At 71.7% G+C, this 18,868-nt stretch carries 15 protein-coding genes; 6 read left to right on the top strand and 9 right to left on the bottom strand.

Features of this window, described 5'->3' with window-relative positions:
• Positions 1 to 116: 116 nt before the first annotated feature.
• From ACIOGZ_RS26590 to ACIOGZ_RS26580, 3 genes are all read right to left on the bottom strand, one after another.
• Positions 117 to 3,026 carry an AAA family ATPase gene (locus ACIOGZ_RS26590; RefSeq protein ID WP_363586626.1) on the bottom strand — a complete coding sequence of 970 codons (2,910 nt, stop codon included), beginning with the start codon at positions 3,024 to 3,026 and terminating at the stop codon, positions 117 to 119.
• 120 nt (positions 3,027 to 3,146) lie between these two features.
• A complete protein-coding gene (locus ACIOGZ_RS26585) occupies positions 3,147 to 3,353 on the bottom strand; it encodes a hypothetical protein (RefSeq protein WP_363586627.1) in 207 nt (68 codons plus the stop codon).
• Positions 3,350 to 6,295, bottom strand: a complete 2,946-nt coding sequence (locus ACIOGZ_RS26580; RefSeq protein WP_400987629.1) for a type 2 lanthipeptide synthetase LanM family protein — start codon at positions 6,293 to 6,295, stop codon at positions 3,350 to 3,352. The genes ACIOGZ_RS26585 and ACIOGZ_RS26580 overlap by 4 nt, the downstream gene beginning before the upstream one ends.
• Positions 6,296 to 6,474: 179 nt before the next feature.
• Between ACIOGZ_RS26580 and ACIOGZ_RS26575 the strand changes: the two genes are divergently transcribed.
• The 3 genes from ACIOGZ_RS26575 to ACIOGZ_RS26565 all read left to right on the top strand — a co-directional run bounded on the left by ACIOGZ_RS26575 (position 6,475) and on the right by ACIOGZ_RS26565 (position 9,457).
• The gene (locus ACIOGZ_RS26575) at positions 6,475 to 7,110 is read left to right on the top strand and encodes a PadR family transcriptional regulator (protein ID WP_400987627.1); all 636 of its coding nucleotides are present in this window, start codon (positions 6,475 to 6,477) and stop codon (positions 7,108 to 7,110) included.
• Complete coding sequence (locus ACIOGZ_RS26570; RefSeq protein ID WP_400987625.1) at positions 7,100 to 8,530, top strand: alpha/beta hydrolase; 1,431 nt, start codon at positions 7,100 to 7,102, stop codon at positions 8,528 to 8,530. Before ACIOGZ_RS26575 ends, ACIOGZ_RS26570 begins: the two co-directional genes overlap by 11 nt.
• A gap of 315 nt (positions 8,531 to 8,845) precedes the next feature.
• The gene (locus tag ACIOGZ_RS26565; protein ID WP_363586631.1) at positions 8,846 to 9,457 is read left to right on the top strand and encodes a hypothetical protein; all 612 of its coding nucleotides are present in this window, start codon (positions 8,846 to 8,848) and stop codon (positions 9,455 to 9,457) included.
• A gap of 77 nt (positions 9,458 to 9,534) precedes the next feature.
• Here the strand turns inward: ACIOGZ_RS26565 and ACIOGZ_RS26560 are convergent, their stop codons facing one another.
• Together ACIOGZ_RS26560 and ACIOGZ_RS26555 are read right to left on the bottom strand one after the other, a co-directional pair.
• Positions 9,535 to 10,875 (bottom strand): FG-GAP-like repeat-containing protein, encoded by a 1,341-nt coding sequence (locus ACIOGZ_RS26560; protein WP_400987623.1) that lies wholly within the window; start codon positions 10,873 to 10,875, stop codon positions 9,535 to 9,537.
• 56 nt (positions 10,876 to 10,931) lie between these two features.
• Positions 10,932 to 12,278 (bottom strand): FG-GAP repeat domain-containing protein, encoded by a 1,347-nt coding sequence (locus tag ACIOGZ_RS26555; RefSeq protein ID WP_400987622.1) that lies wholly within the window; start codon positions 12,276 to 12,278, stop codon positions 10,932 to 10,934.
• Positions 12,279 to 13,175: 897 nt separating this feature from the next.
• On the opposite strand from ACIOGZ_RS26555, the gene ACIOGZ_RS26550 reads away from it, so the two are divergent.
• Complete coding sequence (locus ACIOGZ_RS26550; RefSeq protein WP_363632203.1) at positions 13,176 to 13,403, top strand: CU044_2847 family protein; 228 nt, start codon at positions 13,176 to 13,178, stop codon at positions 13,401 to 13,403.
• 395 nt (positions 13,404 to 13,798) lie between these two features.
• On the opposite strand, the gene ACIOGZ_RS26545 is transcribed toward ACIOGZ_RS26550, so the two are convergent.
• Both ACIOGZ_RS26545 and ACIOGZ_RS26540 read right to left on the bottom strand, forming a co-directional pair.
• Entirely contained in the window at positions 13,799 to 14,245 is a 447-nt protein-coding gene (locus tag ACIOGZ_RS26545; RefSeq protein ID WP_363586634.1) for a nitroreductase family deazaflavin-dependent oxidoreductase, read from the bottom strand.
• Positions 14,246 to 14,458: 213 nt separating this feature from the next.
• Positions 14,459 to 14,983, bottom strand: coding sequence for a MarR family transcriptional regulator (locus ACIOGZ_RS26540; protein WP_363586635.1), 525 nt, complete (start codon positions 14,981 to 14,983; stop codon positions 14,459 to 14,461).
• 128 nt (positions 14,984 to 15,111) lie between these two features.
• On the opposite strand from ACIOGZ_RS26540, the gene ACIOGZ_RS26535 reads away from it, so the two are divergent.
• Positions 15,112 to 16,338 (top strand): FAD-dependent monooxygenase, encoded by a 1,227-nt coding sequence (locus ACIOGZ_RS26535; protein ID WP_400987758.1) that lies wholly within the window; start codon positions 15,112 to 15,114, stop codon positions 16,336 to 16,338.
• 145 nt (positions 16,339 to 16,483) lie between these two features.
• Here the strand turns inward: ACIOGZ_RS26535 and ACIOGZ_RS26530 are convergent, their stop codons facing one another.
• On the bottom strand, positions 16,484 to 17,047 hold the full coding sequence (locus ACIOGZ_RS26530) for a DoxX family protein (RefSeq protein ID WP_400987619.1): 564 nt from the start codon (positions 17,045 to 17,047) through the stop codon (positions 16,484 to 16,486).
• Positions 17,048 to 17,319: 272 nt separating this feature from the next.
• Positions 17,320 to 17,901, bottom strand: a complete 582-nt coding sequence (locus ACIOGZ_RS26525; protein ID WP_363586637.1) for a helix-turn-helix domain-containing protein — start codon at positions 17,899 to 17,901, stop codon at positions 17,320 to 17,322.
• A gap of 84 nt (positions 17,902 to 17,985) precedes the next feature.
• On the opposite strand from ACIOGZ_RS26525, the gene ACIOGZ_RS26520 reads away from it, so the two are divergent.
• Entirely contained in the window at positions 17,986 to 18,867 is an 882-nt protein-coding gene (locus tag ACIOGZ_RS26520; RefSeq protein ID WP_400987617.1) for an SDR family oxidoreductase, read from the top strand.
• Position 18,868: the final 1 nt, after the last annotated feature.

Below are 18,868 nucleotides of genomic sequence, written 5' to 3'. Positions count from 1 at the left end.
CCGGGCGAATCCGGCCGGCAGGCACGTAGGTTCCCGGACCGGGACGTTCATCGCCCGGTACCCGCAGGCCGGTCGCGGGGTCAGGCACGGGGTCAGGCACGGGGTCAGGCACGGGGTCAGGCACGGGGGGAGACCTCGATGGCCAACCGGCAGAGCGCCGCACGGTCGGGACTGCCGGTCTTGCTGATCAGCGTGGCCATGTGCTTCTCCACCGTGCGCGGCGAGATGGACAGCCGCCGGGCGATGTCCTGGTTGCCGGGCCGCTCCACGAGCAGGGCGAGGATCTCGTACTCGCGAGCGGTGAGGCCCTGCGCGCGCAGCTGGGCCGGGATCCGGTCCCACCCGCTGCGGCGCTGGGCGACCGTCGCGCCGCTGCGACGCAACAGGGCCCGACAGGCGCCCGCCACCGAGGGGATGTCGTGGTCGTGGAAGTACTCCTCGGAGGTGCGCAGCCATGCCACCGGCTCGCCCCAGCCGTCGGCGATCGCCGCCTCGGCGACCAGCCGCAGTCCGAGGTGATGGGCCATCGGGAAGAGCCCGGCACTCTGCTCGGCCCTACGGACGGCCAGGGCGGCCTCCTCGGCCCGCCCCTCCCGGCCCAGCAGGACCGCGTGGGCCAGCAGCAGGAACTGCCGGTTCCAGACCAGCCCCGCCGCCGGGGCGGCGGCCACGGCTTCGTACTCGGCCCGGCCTGCGGTGCCCGCGAGAACGTCCAGCAGGGGGCCCAGCCCGTACCGTCCGGAGAGGTAGAAGACGTTCGGGTGCCGCTCCTCCCATGCCGCCGCGGCGGCGAGTTCGGTGACCGCCTGGATCCGGTCCTCCTCCAACAGCGCGCAGATCGTGCGACAGAGGCCGAGCATCACCGGGGTCAGGAAGGACTCACCACCACCGGACTGCCGGAAGAGCAGCAGCTCGTGCTCCATCTCGCGGCGGCGTCCCGCGTGCGCGGCGAGCGTCGCCGAGGTGAGCAGCAGGTAGCGGTGGGTCCCGAGGTCGCTCATCCGCGCGCTGGCGTCCAGGCAGCGGTCGATGGTCTCGCGCGCCTTCGCGCCGTTCCCGGTGAGCACCGCGTTCATCGCGAGCAGTGCCTCCACGCGCTGGGTCAGCATGATGGCACCCAGCCCTCGCGCGGCGTCCCGCGCCTGTTCGAGCGTGCGGGTGTCACCGGTCCGCATGAAGCTGTTGGCGCCGAGCCGCAGCGCGGCCTCGATGCGCCAGACCGGCAGGCTGTGGGTCTCGGCGACGGCCAGCATCCGCCGCAGGCACTCGTCCGCGTCGTCGAAGCCCCGCTCCCGGGCCAGCAGCGCGAGCAACTGCCAGGCCTGGCAGGCGACCACCGGAAGCCCCTCGCGCTGCGCCACCGCCGCCGCCTCCAGGGCCGACCGCTCGGCGTCGACCATCCGCTCGCCCTGGCCCGGGAGCAGGGCGAGGTGCCCCTCGACCACGGCCAGCGCGGCGGTCTGCTCGGGGCCGGCGCAGCTGTCGAGGAGCGCCCTGGCCGCCGCCACGTGCGCGATGGTGTCGGCGCTCCGTTCCGCGATCACGGCGGCCCAGGCGAGCCGGGTGTGCAGCGCTATCCTGCGGTCGGTGCCGAGAGACCCCGCCCCGACGGACGGCAGGGTGTCCGCCGAGGCGAAGGCGCGGTCGAGTTGACCGGCTTCGGCGAGGGCGGACAGCAGCGCCTCCGTGATGTCGGTCCGGTCCGCCTGGTCGGCGAGGTCGTGAGCGCGCTCCAGCAACCGGACCGCCGACCCCGACGTGCCGTCGGCCAGCGCCCGTCGGCCCGCCTCCGCGTACGCCAGCGCCGCCGCGGCCTCGTCCCCGGCGGCGAGACGGAGCCCCGCGACCACCTGACACCGGCCGTCGGTCAGCTCGGGATCGGCCTCCAGCAGCGACGTGGCGGCCTGGCGGGCGATGGCCGCGCGCTCCGCCCGGGGGAGGTTCGCCAGCAGCGCCTCGGCGGTGAGCGCGTGCCGGAACGCGTACTGGTCCGTACCGGCCCAGTCGGGGACGAGCAGGCCTGCCTCGACGCCGGACCTGAGATGGGCGAAGAGGGTCTGTTCGTCGTGCCCGGTGATGAGCCGGAGCGTGCCGACCGAGAAGCGGGCGCCCAGGGTGGCCCCGATCAGCAGGAGTTCCCGCAGCGCGGGGTCCAGCAGATCGATCCGGTGCCCGTAGCTCTGGACGACGCTCTCCGGAACGGTCGCGGAGAGGTCGCGGACCACGTGCCAGCCGTCGGCCTCCAGGCGGAGCGCCCCGGAGCCGACCATCTCCTTCAACAGTTCCTCGATCAGGTACGGGTTCCCGTCGCCGCCCTCGGCCAACCGGTCGGCCACGGCCACCGGTACCTCGTCGACGGGAACGGCGAGGCAGCCGCCGGCGATCGCGCGGACGTCCGGCGCGGCCAGTGGGCGCAGTGGGAGAAGGGAAGCCGTCCGGCGCCGTTCGGCCGCGCGGGCCAGGTCGAAGGCGGCCCCGGGTTCGGGGCGCAGCGTGGCCAGCAGCAGCACCGGCAGTCCGGCGATGTTGTCGACGAGGTACTCGACGACGGCGATCGTCTCGGTGTCCGCGTCGTGCAGGTCCTCCAGCGCCAGCACCATGCCCGTCCCCCGCCCGAGGACGGCGAGCAGGCGCAGCAGCGCCTCGGCGAGTTCGACCACGCTCTCGGGGTAGCCGGGGACGGTGGTGTGCCGCCATTCCGGAACGACCCGGGCCAGGGCCGGACGGTAGGGTTCGAGCTCCGCGTCCTCGGGCGGCCCGCTGGTCCGGAAACGGGACGACAGCGCCTCGACGAGCGGGCGGAAGGGGGTTCCCGCGCTCGTCGGGCTGCCCCGGCCGCGCAGGACCGGCAGGCCCAGGTCGGCGGCCTGGCCGCAGCAGTCGCCGAGCAGCCGGGACTTGCCGATCCCGGCATCTCCCAGCAGGAACACGGCACGACCCGCCCTCTCTCGGAGCGCCGTCAAGGCGCCGCTGAGCTGGGAAAGTTCGGCTTCCCGGCCGATGGTGACCGACGAGGTTGTACGCATACCGCGCAGGTTACTGGAGGGTTGTGACGGTCCGACAGGAGTGGATCAAGGGGGGTTTCTCACACCCGGCAGCCGGTGCGACCCTGTCGGAGGCACCGGCTGCCGGTCGGCGGATGCCGGCTACCGGCTCACCTCGGGGCCGCCGGTGAAGGTCATCGTCGGGAACTGGTGGGAGAACCGCACGCCGTCGTGCGCGGCGAGCAGAGCGGTGCGACGGGCAAGCCCGCCGGCCGCCCGGAGCCTGATCTCCCCGGCGGGGTGATCCACGGCTTCGCCCTGCCGCATGCCGGGCTGCTTCCACTGGCGGACCAGATCGGGGGTGTTCATGGTGTTCGGCCGTTCCTTTCCTGAGGCCACGGCGTCCACGATGACGACCGGGGCGTGATCGGCGGCTGCAGCAGCAGCGCCGAAGCTGTTCGTTCGGGGGCGGCGAGCCGCAGCAGACCGTGTCCGATACCGGCGAGCCCGGTCAGCAGGCCGGGTGTGCCGAGCCCTCCAGGGGTGCCGCAGCGCGGTCCGCTCCGGTCGAGCGTCTCCAGCAGCGCGCCCGCGCGCCGGTTCCGCACGGTGTGCCCAACGGAGTGCTCGGCCGTACCGGTGAGCAGTTCGAGGGCGCCGAGTTCACCGTGGCAGAGACTGTGGTTGGGCAGTGGGTCACCCAGCGCGAGCACCCTGACCGCGCTGTCGACGAGCTCAGTCGGCCCGGCTGCGCTGTCGGAGGCCGCCAACGCGATGCCCGGCAGGCCCGTGCACCAGGAGTGGTCCAGGTCCTGCCCGACCGCCGCCCGCAGGGCGGCCAGCCCCGCCTGCTCGTACCTGGCGCCGCCGCCTTCCGCCGCGAACCTGAGCAGAGCCCAGCCGATGCCCGCCGATCCGGTACCGAAGCCGGGGGCGGCGGGGAGGGGGCGATCGGCGAGGCGGGCCGCGCACAGCTGCGCACCCTGCCAGGCTTCGGCGGAGCCGGTGGCCGCGTGCACCGAGAGCAGGGCCGCCAGGCCACCCGCGGTGCCGTCGAAGACACCGGACGCGTCCTCGGCCCGGGCCGCAGCGGTGGTGAGGTCCACGGCCGGTCCGATCCAGCCGCGGATCTCGGCGTCGTCCAGGGTGGTGGACACCTGGATGAGGCCGTAGGCGATACCGCCCAGACCGGTGAAGGCCCCGGACCCGACGACACCGAGTTCCTCCGGGTGCTCCGCAAGCCGCTCCAGCAGGCGGGGCAGCGGCCTCAGAGCACGGCGGGCCACCTCCGCGTAGCGCGCCTCGCCGGTGAGGCCGGCGAGTTGCGCCAGGAAGAGCGCCACCCCCGGGTAACCGGCGCCCAGGTCGGCACCGGACGGTCCGACCCGCCAGTACCGGTCCGCGAGGAGTTCGAGCCCGAGCCAGTTGATGCGCGTCCCGCTTTGCTTCGCCCTGTCCACCAGCTGGTCGCCGATGCCCCGGGCGGCGGCAAGCAGCCGTGCCGGATCCAGGGCGGATCCGCGGGCGGGCCGGGGAGGAAGCCCGGGCGGGGCGCCGACGCCGTGGGCGGAGGCGGTGGACCTGCCGGCCATCGCCGCCCGGACTATCCACTCCTGCTCGTCGCGGTCCGTGCGGCCCATCGCCCGGATCTTGTCCGACACCCGGTCCAGACCCGGCCGGTCGAGTACGCCGGTCAGCCGGCGGCCCGTGCCGCTCCAGAGGTCCGACGAACCCGGCCGGGTGGTGAACAACGGGATGTCGCCGTCCCACAGTTCGGCGATCTCCTCATCGAGCAGCCCGGGCCAACCGGAGGCTTCGAGCGCGTCCGTCCCCAGGAGGCTCAGGATCTCGTCCCGGTCCGCCGCGTCCCGCAGGACGTCGGGGTGGGTCGACTCGTCGAGCAGCGTCGCGTAGACGAGGCTGGCCCGGGCCACCACGCGCACCTCGTCCTCCGCGAACCCGCGCAACAGGCCCTGTGGTCCCACGAGTTCGTCCCGGCCGGCCTCGATCACGCGGTATCCGGCGCGGAAGCCGGCGACGAGGGCCTCGGTGTACCCGGCCGGGTCCGCTTCGGCTCCGTCGAGCAGGGGGCGGTTCCCGGCGCCGGCGATCTCTCCGGCCCGGCGGACCAGTCTCATCTCGTCCGTACCGCCGGCCGCCCAGTCCACACCCTCCACCGGTGAGCGGCGCCCCGCGTCACCGCCCAGGCCCGAGACGTCGACCGCCGTCTCGTCGCCGAGCAACAGACGCGGCAGCAGGCCGCTGCGGTACACCGAGGACTCCAGCGCGCGAGCCGCCGGATCCTCCTGCGAGTCGGCCGGGACGCACGGATGGAAGAGGGTCTCGACGTCGACCAGGACGGGTTCGTCCTCGCAGGCGATCAGGTTCTCGAAGTGCAGGTCGGTGCCGTCCAGTGCGTACAGCAGCGCCAGCCACGCCCCCTGCCGGAGGTAGAACCGCTCCAACTGCCGCTCCGCCGTGCAGGAGCCGGGCGCGACGAACTCCACCCAGCCGTACCCGTCACGCTCCAGCAGAGCGAGGACCCGCAGCCCCGGTGTACCGGGCCGCGCGTTGAACCAGCCGACCAGCTCGTTGAAGCGCCCGTGCACGCGCAGCGATCTCGGCTTGTACACCACCCGGGTACCGTCGGCGAACCGCAGCACCGCGACGCTGCGCCCACGGCGGTGCCCGTCGCCCGTGGTCCGTTCGACCGCGACCAACCGCCCGGGGTCGGCGCCGGCCAGCAGGGTGGCGACGATGTCGGCCCGGTCGGCGGCGAACCGGTCGAGCAGTTCCGCCAACGCCGAACCGCCGTGGCGGCAGGCCTGCGCCAGGAGGCGGGCGAGCACCGGGTACTCGCCCAGCAGCGCGGACAGCCCGTCCTGACGTCCGGCCAGAAGCAGGAAGCTCCGGAACCGGTCTGATGGTGCCGCGCCGTCGAGGCGGCCCGTCACCCTCGCGACGTTGAGCTCCAGCACGAGGGTGCGGGCGGCCAGTCGGGCCAGCGCACCGGCGAGCTGTCGGACGAAGTCCGCCCGGATGGCCCGGAGGTCGGCCACGGCGTCCGGCAGGACGGTCGGGAGTCGCACTCCGGCCAGCTCGGCGAAGGGCGCCAGCACGGCCGCGAAGCCGGTGATGCCCGGCAGCTCCCCGGTCGGCACGCGCGGCGCCGACTCGGCGCGGGAGAGGGCCGATTCGGCGAACTCGGCCCACTCCGGCCGCTGGCCGCAGGGCAGTTCGGCCGCGGGTACGCCCCGCAGCCACCAGGCGCCGTCCGTGGTCTCCGCTGCTCCGACGTGCTTGTCGATCATGATTCTGAGCCTCCCAGCCGATGGCAGGCCCACACAAGCCGATTCCGTTGCCCACCGGACCATCAGGATCGAGCACCTGCTCTCGTGTCCGCCGCCCCTGTTCCTGCCTCAACTGCTGACTCCGGGTGGCCGGGATCGGCCGCCGCCCCGAGGGTCCGCGGGAATGGTACGTTCGCCCCATGACCCTATCTGGAAGATATAGCGAGGATCCTCACGCCGCCGACATCGGACTGCCGAAGCTCACGCCCACGGGATGGACGGTGCTCGGCTTCCTGTCGCTCAGCTCCCGCAACGGCTACCAGCTGCGGCAGGCCGTGCAGCGCTCCGTCGGACACTTCTGGGGTGTGAGCTACGGCCAGCTCTACCCGCAACTGAAGCACCTGGAGGCGAACGGCCTGATCGCCGCGGACGAGCCGGCCGCCGAGCGGGGCAGGCAGACCGTCTGGCAGCTGACCGAGCAGGGCGCGACAGCCCTGGACGGCTGGCTCAGCCTCCCGGCCCAGCCGGCGCAGCGGCGCGACGAGGGCATGGTCAAGCTGTTGTTCAGCGACCACGCCGGTCCACGGGCGATGTTGCGGCTGATCGAGCAGCGCCGCGACGAGGCACGCGGGCGCCGCGATCAGGCCACGGCGACCGTGCCCGGCGCCCAATGGCCCGAACAGACCGAGCGCAGCGCCGACAGTGTCCCGGCCACCTGGCTGGTCCGTGCCCACACGATCGCCCTGGCCGACGCGGAACTCGCCTGGTGCGACCAGGCCCAGGCCCTGATCGCCGAACAACTCGGCGCCTCCAGCGAGTCCGACGATGTCCGCTGACCGCGACCGGCCCGGGCGGCGACCACGCGACGTGACCGTGATCCGGATGCTGCTGCTCTTCACGGGCGTCGCCACCGTACTCAACGGCCTACTGGAACAGAACCCGACCTACCCGGCCACCACCCGGGGTTTCGGCGTGTTGCTGGCCGTCTTCGGCCTCGGCTGCTGGTGGACGGTCTGGCGGCTGCGCCGGCCCGGAACACGGCTGTTCGGCCGGTTACTGGTGCTGCTCGGGCTGCTCGCGGCGATCCGGGTCTACCAGGCCCTCCGGTTCGGCAGCGCGCTGCCGGCGGCCGGACTCGTCCTGCCGCTGCTGGCCTACGGGCGGCTGCGCAAACCGGCGGTCCGCCGCTGGCTGGAGCAGGGCGCCGCGGACGGGCCCGCGTCACAGCGCACAGCAGCCGGTCGGGCGCCGCTGCTGCGCCGATGGGTGGGGGCGCTGGGCGTGCTGGGTGTCACCGTCGCCGCGCTGGGCGTGCTGACCGGTGCGGGCGCCGCCGCCGCGCTGATGCCCTGCGCCTTCCCCACGCCCGCGGTGGGCGGATTGCAGCAGGACCAGACCACCGCAGCCACGAATGCCGACCCGACCGGGCGGGTCGCCGCGACCGACGGGGTGCCGCTCGCGTACCACGCGTACCTCCCCGCCGACCCGGTCGCGAGCCTGGTGTTCTACCACGGCTCGGGCGCCAACAGCGCGGCCGGGTACCTCCCGCTCGGCCGCGAACTGGCCGACGACCACCACATCGCGACGTACCTGGTGGACATTCGGGGCCACGGCGCCTCCGGCGGCCCGCGCGGTGACGCGCCGACGCCGGAACAGGTCTGGCAGGACACCCGGACCATGGTCGACTTCGTGCACCGGCAGCAGCCGAAACTGCCGCTCTTCGTCGGCGGCCACTCGGCCGGCGCCGGCCTGGTACTCAACAGCCTCGACCGGATCGACGACCAGGTAGCCGGCTACGTCCTCCTCGCCCCGGACTTCGGCCTGCACTCCGACACCGAACAGGTGAGCGGCGGCTCGAACTTCGCCACCGTCTGCCAGCGCGCCTTCGTGGTCAACGCGGTCAGCAACCACGTGCTCGACGGACACACCCCGGCGCTCGGGTTCGCGTACACGTCCCGGGAGGTCCAGTCAGCGAAGCTGGTCCCGCGCTACACGGTGAACATGGCACTGGCGCAGAACGCCGACGACAGCGCCGCCGTGCTGCGCGGCCTGACCAAGCCGCTCGGCGTGTGGATCGGCGCCCAGGACGAGGTGTTCAACCCGGCCCGGGTGATCGCCTACGCGGCACAAGCCGGCCGCCCGGCCGACGACACCTTCCAGACCGTGGCACATGACAACCACCTCGGCATCCTGACGGACGGCGCCGCCTCGATCGGCCCGTGGATCGACCATCAGGCTGGCCTCCGCCAGCGGTGATCCCTCGACGGCGGGTCAGGGCCTCGGCAGACCGGCAGCAGAGGAACTCCGCCTCGCTGCCCGGGAGTTGCGATGACCCGCCGTCAGTCGTCGCGCCGGTCACCGGGGACCTCAGGACAACCCACGGCCTCGGGCGCCGACACCGCCCGAACAGCGGCCGCCCCACCGGCCGGTTCGCCACCTGGCCACCGCCGGGCGCTCGGACCGGATCAGCCGAGACGGGACGTCCCGGAAACATCGAATTCGCACACCTCATCGCCCCCGGACGGGCAGAGTGGGAACCCGATCTGCCGAACAGTCGACCTGGAGGCTCCCGTGCTCGACCTCTCCCGCGAGGAACTACCGGAACGGCACCAGGAGTTGCTGGACGTCCTGGTGACACGGCATGACCTGGCCACCGAGCGCCGCCGTAACACCTCGTTCGTACTCCTCGACCACGACGGACGTCGCTTCGCCGTCTGTGAGTACGGAGCGCACTGGTACGAGGAAGGCGTACCGGTGCACCTGGCAGTCGACCTGACCACGGGCAGCCATGTGTCGATCACCGCCTACCGCGCCTCCGCCATGTGGCCGGGAACGTTCTGGTCGTTCTTCGAACCCGGCCGCGTCCCCTCCGACGACCCGGTGCGGGCCTGGCTGGCGACCCCGGCGGCTGCCCCCGGGCCGCGCCCGAGCGTCGCCGTGGCGTGGCCGGACCAACTCGAACGGTTCTGCGCTGCGGAGCTGGTCCGCACCGACCAACCCGAACTTCTCGCACAGGCAGAGCTGGTCGCGGACCCGGAACTTCCCGAGGACCAGACCACACTGGTCCGACGGCACTCGGCGGCGGCACTGCCGTACGCCGTGCTGTTCCGCCACGAGGACGCGCTGAGCATCGTCAACAAGCTGATCGGCAGCGGCCGGGGCTGCCCGCTCCCCGAGCTCTGAGCTTGGCGTTCGTCGTCGCAGGTCGAGTGACCTGCGACGATGAACGCCAAGCTCAGAGCGGGAGCGGAACTCAGGGTCTACCAGTCGGTGCCGATGTTGGTGCGGTTGCCGAAGGTGCTCTGACCGGTGCCGGGGTAGAAGTACATGTCACCCGTCGATCCCTGGGGGGCCTGGACGGCGGCGAGGTCGGTCCTGCCATCGGCGTTGAAGTCACCGCCGATGAGGTCGCGCATGATGTTCCAGCCGGTACCGGCGTTGATCGGCGCCGCGAAGGAACCGGCGCCGTTGCCCGGATAGACGTACAGATTCCCGTCAGCAGTACCGACTGCCGCGATGTCCGACTTACCGTCACCATTGAAGTCACCGCTGGCGAACTTGCCCAGGGTGTTCCAGCCGGTACCGGCGTTGATCGGCGCCGCGAAGGAACCGGCGCCGTTGCCCGGATAGATGTACAGATTCCCGTCGCCAGTGCCGACCGCGGCGATGTCCGACTTACCGTCACCATTGAAGTCACCTCCGATGAGGTGGTCCAGGTTGTTCCAGCCGGTACCTGCCGACCACGGCGCGCCGAACGCGCCGGCGCCATTGCCCGGATAGACGTACAGATTCCCGTTGGCGGTGTTCACCGCGGCGAGGTCGATCTTCCCGTCACCGTTGAAGTCACCCGGTGTCACATTGCTGACCGTGTCCCAACCGGTACCGATCAGACTCCGCTCACCGAACGTACCGACACCGGTCCCCGGGTACAGATACATCTTCCCCGTCGCCGCGTCCACCGCCGCCAGATCGGTCTTCCCGTCACCATTGAAGTCAGCCGACGCAAAACCCGTCATCCCCACCGGAGTAGCCGGCGGAGGCGTGGTGTTGTCTTCAACGACCTTGTTGAGACGGAGGGCCACGTAGCTGCTTGCCGGGTAGCTTGAGATGTTTCCGCTGTAGACGTTCCCGTTCCCATAGGTCACGTCGGTCCTCGGGTTCGACTGGTGGATGTAGGTGAAGTCCCCGGTCGCCTGGTTGTTCCACCTCACGAAGAGCACGACGTGGTCGCTGATGTTGTCCAGCGCGTCGCCGGGGCGGAGTTCACTCTTGTTGATGCGCGTGCTCAGCGATCGGCTGTCGAGGGTATTGGTGGTCGGCGAACCGAGCCCGGTGGCCGACAGGTGCCAAGCCATCGAGATGAATCCTGAACAGTCGGTGCGGTAGGTATGGCCGTCGCCGTCCCCGTACGTCGCGCCCTGGTTGTACTGGACGTTCTGGGCGTCCCAGTACTGGGCGCGCTGCAAGATCTCGGATCGGTTGACGGGGCCTCCGAGGGAGGAGCCGGCCTGGGCGGGCGGCGCGGTCAGGCCCGCGGCGGCCACGGCGGCGATTAACGGAACGAGAACGGACACGCGGCGGAAGCGGCTGTTCTTGGGCATGGCTGTCTACCTCGATCTGGTGAATGGTGTGTGCAGGCGACTGGGTTGGGGGGCGGCTACCAGCCGGTGCCGATGTTGGTGCGGTTGCCGAAGGTGCTCTGACCGGTGCCGGGGTAGAAGTACATGTCACCCGTCGATCCCTGGGGGGCCTGGACGGCGGCGAGGTCGGTCCTGCCATCGGCGTTGAAGTCACCGCCGATGAGGTCGCGCATGATGTTCCAGCCGGTACCGGCGTTGATCGGCGCCGCGAAGGAACCGGCGCCGTTGCCCGGATAGACGTACAGATTCCCGTCAGCAGTACCGACTGCCGCGATGTCTGACTTACCGTCACCATTGAAGTCACCGCCGGCGAACTTGCCCAGGGTGTTCCAGCCGGTACCGGCGTTGATCGGCGCCGCGAAGGAACCGGCGCCGTTGCCCGGATAGACGTACAGATTCCCGTCGCCAGTGCCGACCGCGGCGATATCCGACTTACCGTCACCATTGAAGTCACCTCCGATGAGGTGGTCCAGGTTGTTCCAGCCGGTACCTGCCGACCACGGCGCGCCGAACGCGCCGGCGCCATTGCCCGGATAGACGTACAGATTCCCGTTGGCGGTGTTCACCGCGGCGAGGTCGATCTTCCCGTCACCGTTGAAGTCACCCGGTGTCACATTGCTGACCGTGTCCCAACCGGTACCGATCAGACTCCGCTCACCGAACGTACCGACACCGGTGCCCGGGTACAGATACATCTTCCCCGTCGCCGCGTCCACCGCCGCCAGGTCGGTCTTCCCGTCACCATTGAAGTCAGCCGACGCAAAACCCGTCATCCCCACCGGAGTTGCGGGGCTCTGGCCGATGGCGTTGACGATCTTCTGCGCGTCGGCCGCCTGAACCTGGTAGAGGTCGGGATAGGCCGACTGCTGGACGCCTTGGCAGACCTCGCCGATCGGCTTGCTCTGCCAAGTGTTGTTCGGATACGTCGAGAGCATCGCGCTGATGAACTTGCGGGTCGTCGTCGCCGGATCGAGCCGCTGCGCGGTGGTGCCCCAGGAGGCCCGCTGCTGGAACAGGCCGACACTGTCGTGGTCCTCCATGTTCGGGTTGTTCCGCAGGGTGGATTCCACGATCGCCGTGGTGATCGCGATGACCTCGGCCTGCTGCGGTAGTCCGTTGGCCCGCACGGTGTTGACGATGGCCCGGGCGCAGGACATCCGGTACGCGTTCATCGCGTTCCGCAGGCTGCCGGTGAGCTGTTGGTTCAGTTGGGCGGCGGCGGCGGTGGTGTCGGCGGAGGTGATCGTGCCGCAGGACACATCGGGCAGGGTCGCGTGCGCGGGGCTCGTCGCGGCCATCGCCCCGCCGGCCAGCACCGCACTCACCACGAGGAGTTGCAGGGCATTGCGCACAGCCTTCTTCATCGTGAAACGTTTCCTTCGTTCGCGGGTCGGATGTGTCGTCGCCAGAGATCCGGGCCACGACAGGTCTCGAGGGCACTGAGGGAATTCGCCTCGACCGTGCGCCGGACAGGGCATGGACGAGCCCGGTGTGCAACACGTGAGAGCAGAGTGAGAACGCCCCGGTCCGGCGACCGCCCCGGCCGCGCGGCGCCGTCACGGCGACGGACGCGGCGCCCGGGCCGGTGACGTGCGGGTGGGCCCGAAGTGGGCTGCTACTGCCGGCCCATGGTGTCGATGCTCACAAGGGGCGGCGTCGGAAGCGGGGTGGCGGTGACGAGCGGGGTGACGAGGGCGGCGACCGCGGCGGCCTTCGCGATGCGGGTGCGGATCATGGCAGGGCTCCTTCGGAACACACGCGCGACGGGAGGTGGTCCGGATCCGGTGCGTCCCGCGATGACGCTGCCCCGGTTCCTTTCGGCTGCTTGTCGCTGCCGTTGGGTACGATCCTGCCCTCTGACCAGTGGCCCAACTAGGGGTCCGTGCTGGCCTGAACCGGCATTGGCCCAAGCCGTCCACCGTGGTCGGATGCGGACGCCCAGTGCCTCGGGCCGGCGCATACGGCGGCAGGGCGATCGACGTTCCGGAATGCGGCCGGTGACGGTTCGGAATGTGGCCTTGAACGTGCGATCGTCAGGCTCGGCAGGCTCGGCAGGAAATCTGACTGTCCATCAGCTCCATGGCGGGTGCTCGCGGCCAGGGCGTTGACACCCGCGCTGCGCGGCGAAGGCTGGGCCGTGCAGACATGGGTCAGCAGCTTGTCCGGGTCCCGCTCGACGGCGGTGGATCCATCCTCGTCGAGGCTGTGGACGGTGCGGCCGGGCCGGTGAAGGCGGGCCGGGCCGGTGACGCGATCTACCGGTGGGGCTGTCCACGGTGCTGGGCCCGGTCACCGCGACGGCGAGCACCGTACTGGCCCGGTTGCGCGAGGCGGGGCCGGCCGAGGTGGAGGTCGGGTTCGGCATCGATCTCGCGACCGAGGCCGGGGTCGTGATCTCCAGGGCCGCGGCCGACCGCCATCTGACGGTGAGGATGGTGTGGTGCCGGGGGCGACAACGGCCCTGCGGCTGTCGGGCGTCGGCGGACTGACCCGTGGACGCCGAACGCACCGCCTACGGGGTCGGATCCGGGCCGGGCCGGCCCGTGGCGGTCGCCCGGGAGCTCGGCCACGACGTCACCGATCCCCTTCGCGTCACCCGTCGGCTCGGGGGCCGACCCGTCGGTGTACCGCTCGACTGCCTTCCTGAGGTACGAGGGGCTCCAGGCCCCGACGGCCCCGCTGACGTCGACGGCCGCCACCCCACCGACGGCACGCTTGAGCGGCGGCAGGACCTCGTCCGAGTGGTTCGCCCGCTTCGGCCGGGTTCTCCGTTCGTGCCATGTCGCGTCGTGTCATGTCGCGCACTGGAGCTGCCGTCCCGGCCGAAGGGCTCGGGCGGGTGGGCGGTTTCTGACCGTCCGGGCCCCGCCCGAGCCGTTCGGGGTCAACGGCCGGCGGTCTCCGGCTCCAACACGAAGACAGGGATCACCCGGTCCGTCTTCGTCTGGTATTCGGCGTAGTCCGGCCAGACCTCGACCGCGCGGGACCACCACAGCTCCCGCTCCGCGCCCTCGACCTCGCGGGCCGTCATGTCCTGGCGCACGCCGCCGTCCTGGAGCTCGACCCGCGGATGCGCGACCAGGTTGTGGTACCAGGTCGGATTCTTGGGCGCGCCGCCCTGCGAGGCCACCAGGGCGTACGTCCCCTCGTGTTCCACCCGCATCAGCGGGTTCTTGCGGATCTTCCCGCTCTTGGCCCCCAGGCTGGTGAGGACGACCACCGGCACGCCCCGGAGCGTCGTGCCCTCGGCGCCCCCGGAGCCCTCGTACAACGCGACCTGGTCGCTGACCCACTTCTCCGGGCTCGGCTCGTATTCGCCGCTAAGAGGCATGCTGTTCCCATCCCACTCGATGAGGACCCTCGACGGCCGACCTGATGCCGTCCGCCCCGAGGCCCTCGCTCCGTTCGGCCGCCTCCATGATTCACCACGAGGCCGCCGCCCGATAGGAGGCGGCACAACGGCGGGGCGCAACGGCGGGGCGCGCCGCCGCGGACCGGCCGGGTGGTGATCGACGGTCAACGGCGCGGCTGCGGCCGTGTGCGGTCAGGTGGCGGGCGATGGCCTGTCGTCGTCGTCGAGGAGGGCCAAGCGGGCGATGACGTCGTCGGCCAGCCTCGCGAGCAATCGGCCCAGGTCCCCGCGGTCCTGGTCCGACCAGTGCGCCGTCGCGTCCGTGAACCAGCCGATCATGGACGTCGCGTAGGCGTTCGCGGCCCTCGTCCCTTCAGCGGTCGCCTCGATGAGGCTGGCACGCCGGTCGTGCGGGTCGCCGACGCGATGGACGAGGCCGCGCCGCTCCAGCGCCTGGACCTGTCGCGTGACGTGCGGGCCGACCACCTGCATCCGTTCGGCGATCTCCCCGATGCGCAGCGGCCGGTCCGCCATGTGCAGGGTCATGAGCGCGCTCAGTGCGGGGCGGTCCAGGGCGAGTCCCGCCGCCTCGGCCGCCCGTTCGGCCAGGCGGCCGCGGGTCATGGCGTTGCTCAGCTGGGCCAGCCGGGGCAGGGCCGCCCAGACGGCTGCCGCCTGCTCGTCCGCGCCGGGGTTGTCCCGCGAGTCCGCGGTCATCGGACCACCACCTCCACTTGAATACCTAACTTAGGTATCTATATCCTGGGGTTGCGCCCGCTCTCCGCGGGTGCGCCGTGCCGTCCATAAAGATACCTAAGGTACGCATCTTCGGTGTGACCGCCAGGATGCGACAGCCAGGAGGAGAGCACACCGTGAACAACCACTCCGCGAACCGCAAGGTCCTCATCTCGGGCGCGAGCATCGCCGGCCCGGCCCTCGCCTACTGGCTCGACCGCTACGGCTTCGACGTCACCGTCGTCGAGCGCGCGTCAGCCGTACGGGGCGGCGGGTACGCCATCGACATCCGCGGCGCCGCCCGCGAGGTCGTCGACCGCATGGGGCTGCTCCCGCAACTGCGCGAGGCCCACGTGGACACGCGCAAGCTCTCGTTCGTGGACGCCGACGGGGCGCCCATCGGCTCCGTCGCCCCCGAAACCGTCAACGGAGGCGCCGCAGGCCTGGACCTGGAAGTACGGCGCGGCGACCTGGCGAGCGCCCTCTACGCTCCGCTCCGCCACCGGGTCGAATTCCTCTTCGGCGACTCCATCGCCACCCTGGACGACCGGGCGGACCGCGTCGACGTCACCTTCGACAGCGGCGCCCACCGCACCTTCGACCTGGTGATCGGTACGGACGGGCTGCACTCCAACACCCGCGGGCTGGTCTTCGGCCCCGAGGACGCGTTCCACCACTACCTCGGCCACGTCTTCGCCGGTTTCACCCTCGCGAACGACCTGGGCCTCGCCCACGAAGGGATCGTCTGGAACACGCCAGGCCGGGCGGCCGTCCTCTACGCCCACGAACCCGCCGACCGCGTACACGGGTTCCTCGTCCTCAAGCGGGAGGACGCCCCCGTCGACGCCTTCCGGGACCCGCAGGCGCAGCGCGAACTCGTCGCCGCCGCCTTCCCCGAGCGCGGCTGGCACATCCCGCGCCTGGTGAACGCGATGCGCGAGGCCGACGACCTGTTCTTCGACGTCGTCAGCCAGATCCACATGCCCACCTGGTCCCGCGGCCGCGTCGCCCTCGCCGGTGACGCGGCCCACGCGACCTCGTTCCTGTCCGGCCAGGGCTCCAGCGTCTCGCTCGTCGGCGCCTACCTCCTGGCCGGAGAACTGGCCGGCCACACCGACCACGCGGCCGCCTTCGCGGCCTACGAGCGCAAGGCACGCCCCTTCGTGGAGCGGAACCAGGCGCTGGCCGCCTCCGGCGGCACCACCCTCGTCCCCGGCACCCAGGACCTGCTCGACACCCGCAACGCGACCCTGCGCAACCCCACCAACCCGGCGGGCGCCGAGGGACGCGCCGCCCACAACGGCGTGATCCTGCCGGACTACGACCACGCCGGATGAGCGCGCCCGCGTGCCGGGCTCAGCGAGTTGAACGCGGTTCTGCCGCCCGGCGGCCACACCCTGCTTCGACGGTGCCGACCAGGTCGCCGTCCAGGTCGATGCCGAGCACGTCCCGGGTGAGGGGTGCGCCTGGTTGCTGGTGGCGCTAGAGGGTCACCCCTTGCAGGGACAGCACGATGGCCGCGCCGATGCCGCCCATCCCCAGGGCGACGGCCGCACTCCACCACCCGCCCTGGCCCCACCGGAACGAACGGTCCAGCGCCAGGCGTCCGGGTCCGATGGCGGAGACCGCGATCGCGATCAGCGCCAGGCACAGCGGGTACTCCATGCCGCCCTTGTCGGCCCACAGGCCGCCGCCCGAGCTGACGGACATCGCGTTGATCATCACCCCGATCACGGCGGCGGCGGCCAGCGGGGTGAACAGCCCGAGGGCGAGGCCCAGGCCGCCGGCCAGCTCCGAGGCGCCGCCCAGCGCGGCGAAGAGCACACCGGGCCGGTAGCCCAGGGCCTCGAAGCCCTTACCGGTCGCGCTCAGGCCGGCGCCACCGAACAGTCCGAAGAGTTTCTGGGCACCGTGGCCGGCCAGCAGCAGGCCGGCGAGCCGGAGTACCAGCAGGCCGACGTCGGCGGCGGACACCGGTGGCGGATGCGTGGAGGTCGGAGCGGCACGGCGGACGGAGGTCCGCAGCCGCTCGGCGGTCAGTTTCATGGCGAAGGTCTCCTCCCGCGCGCCGCAACCTCCGCGAGCAGGATCGCCTCTCCCGAGACGAGGCGCCGACGCGCAGATCAGATCGGCCGGGCGCGACTCGCGCCGCCGTCGACCAAGTCCAGGAACCGCCGGACCGGCACCGCCTCGCCGGAGGCATCCGTGCGTCTCACCGATAACCCTCCGAGAAGGGAAGCCGTGATCCAGCACTCTCTGTGTCCACTCTACGCGGCGGCAACCGGCGGCAGGACTCCTCGTGGCGGCTGATGCTGAGCTCAGCGGAGCTCAGCGGCTGCCGCGCGGAGTTGGTCGAATGCGGCTCGCGTGTGGGGCGCCAGCTCGCCGGGGTCCTCGTCGCGGCTGGGGTCGGCCCACCGGGCGTAGCCGAGCCTGAACGCGAGGACGCCGAGTTCGGCGGCCACCTGCGCCGTGGGTTCCGCGACGTTCCGTCGCTTCAGCGCGTCGACCATCGCCGTGGCCATGCCGATGCACTTCAGCACGTTGCGCGCCTGCAACTCCGCGTTCGCCTCGATCGCCGCGTGCAGCAGCGGGCTGAGCTCGCGGTTGAACGACGTCATCTCGCCCGATGCGCGTTCGAGTCCGGCCGCGACGGCCGTCATCGGCGTCGCGTCCGCAGGGGCGCCGTCGATGCCCTCGGCCAGCAGGCGGCTGAGCGCCGTCTGTCCCATGGTGAGGATCTCGCGCTTGTCGGTGAAGTGGCGGAAGAAGGTGCTCCGCGTGAGCCCTGCCCGCTCGGTGATCTGAGCGACGGTCGTTTCGTCGTAGCCCTGCTCGGCGAACAGGCCGAGCGCAGCCACGACCAGGCGTTGTCGGGCATCGGGTTTCCATCGCGGCATAGTGCCAGTCTAGATGACGGGACAAGTGTCGCATCGCGTCGTACAGTGATGGGACAACAGTCGCATCACTCCTCGGAGCTCACCATGCGCGTCTTCATCACCGGCGGCACAGGCCTGATCGGCTCCGCCGTCGTCGCCGAACTGCTCACCGCAGGCCACCTGGTCACCGCCCTCGCCCGATCCGACGCCTCCGCGGCCACCGCGAAAGCCGCCGGCGCCGACGTGCTCCGTGGCGGGCTCGCCGACCTCGACGTGCTGCGGACCGGCGCGGAACAGGCGGACGGCGTCATCCACCTCGCCTTCAGCAACGACTTCAGCTCGCCCGACGCACTCGCGCGAGGGATCGCCGAGGAGAGCGCCGCACTCGCGGCCCTCGGCGACACCCTCGTCGCCACGAACAGGCCGCTCGTCACCGCGTCCGGCACGCCCCTCGTGGTGGGACGCGCCTCGACCGAGGAAGACCCGCTGCCGCTGGACGGACCTGTCAGCGGACGCAGCCTGTCGGTGAACCGCACACTCGCACTCGCCTCACGAGGCGTGCGCAGCTCGGCGGTACGACTGCCGCGCACGGTCCACAACCGGGGCCAGGGCGGGTTCGCCGGGCTGCTCACCGACATCGCCCGCGGCACCGGCGTCGCCGGCTACCCCGGAGACGGCGCGCAGCGCTGGCCCGCCGTCCACGCGCTCGACGCCGCCGTCCTGTTCCGGCTCGCCCTGGAGAAGGCCCCGGCCGGAAGCGCGTGGCACGCCGTCGCAGACGAAGGCGACGCGGTACGCGACATTGCCGCGGTCATCGGACGGCGGCTCGACCTTCCCGTCGAGCCGGTGCCGCAGGAGAGTTTCGGTCCCCTCGGCCCGATCTTCGCGGCCGACCAGCCTGCCTCCAGCGCTCACACCCGCACCGCCCTCCGCTGGAAGCCGACGCACCCGGGCCTGCTCGCGGACCTGGAGAACATCGAAGCCTGAG

This window comes from Kitasatospora sp. NPDC088160 (assembly GCF_044741445.1).
Taxonomy (GTDB): Bacteria; Actinomycetota; Actinomycetes; order Streptomycetales; family Streptomycetaceae; genus Kitasatospora.
This window is presented reverse-complemented; position numbering and strand designations above follow the sequence as displayed.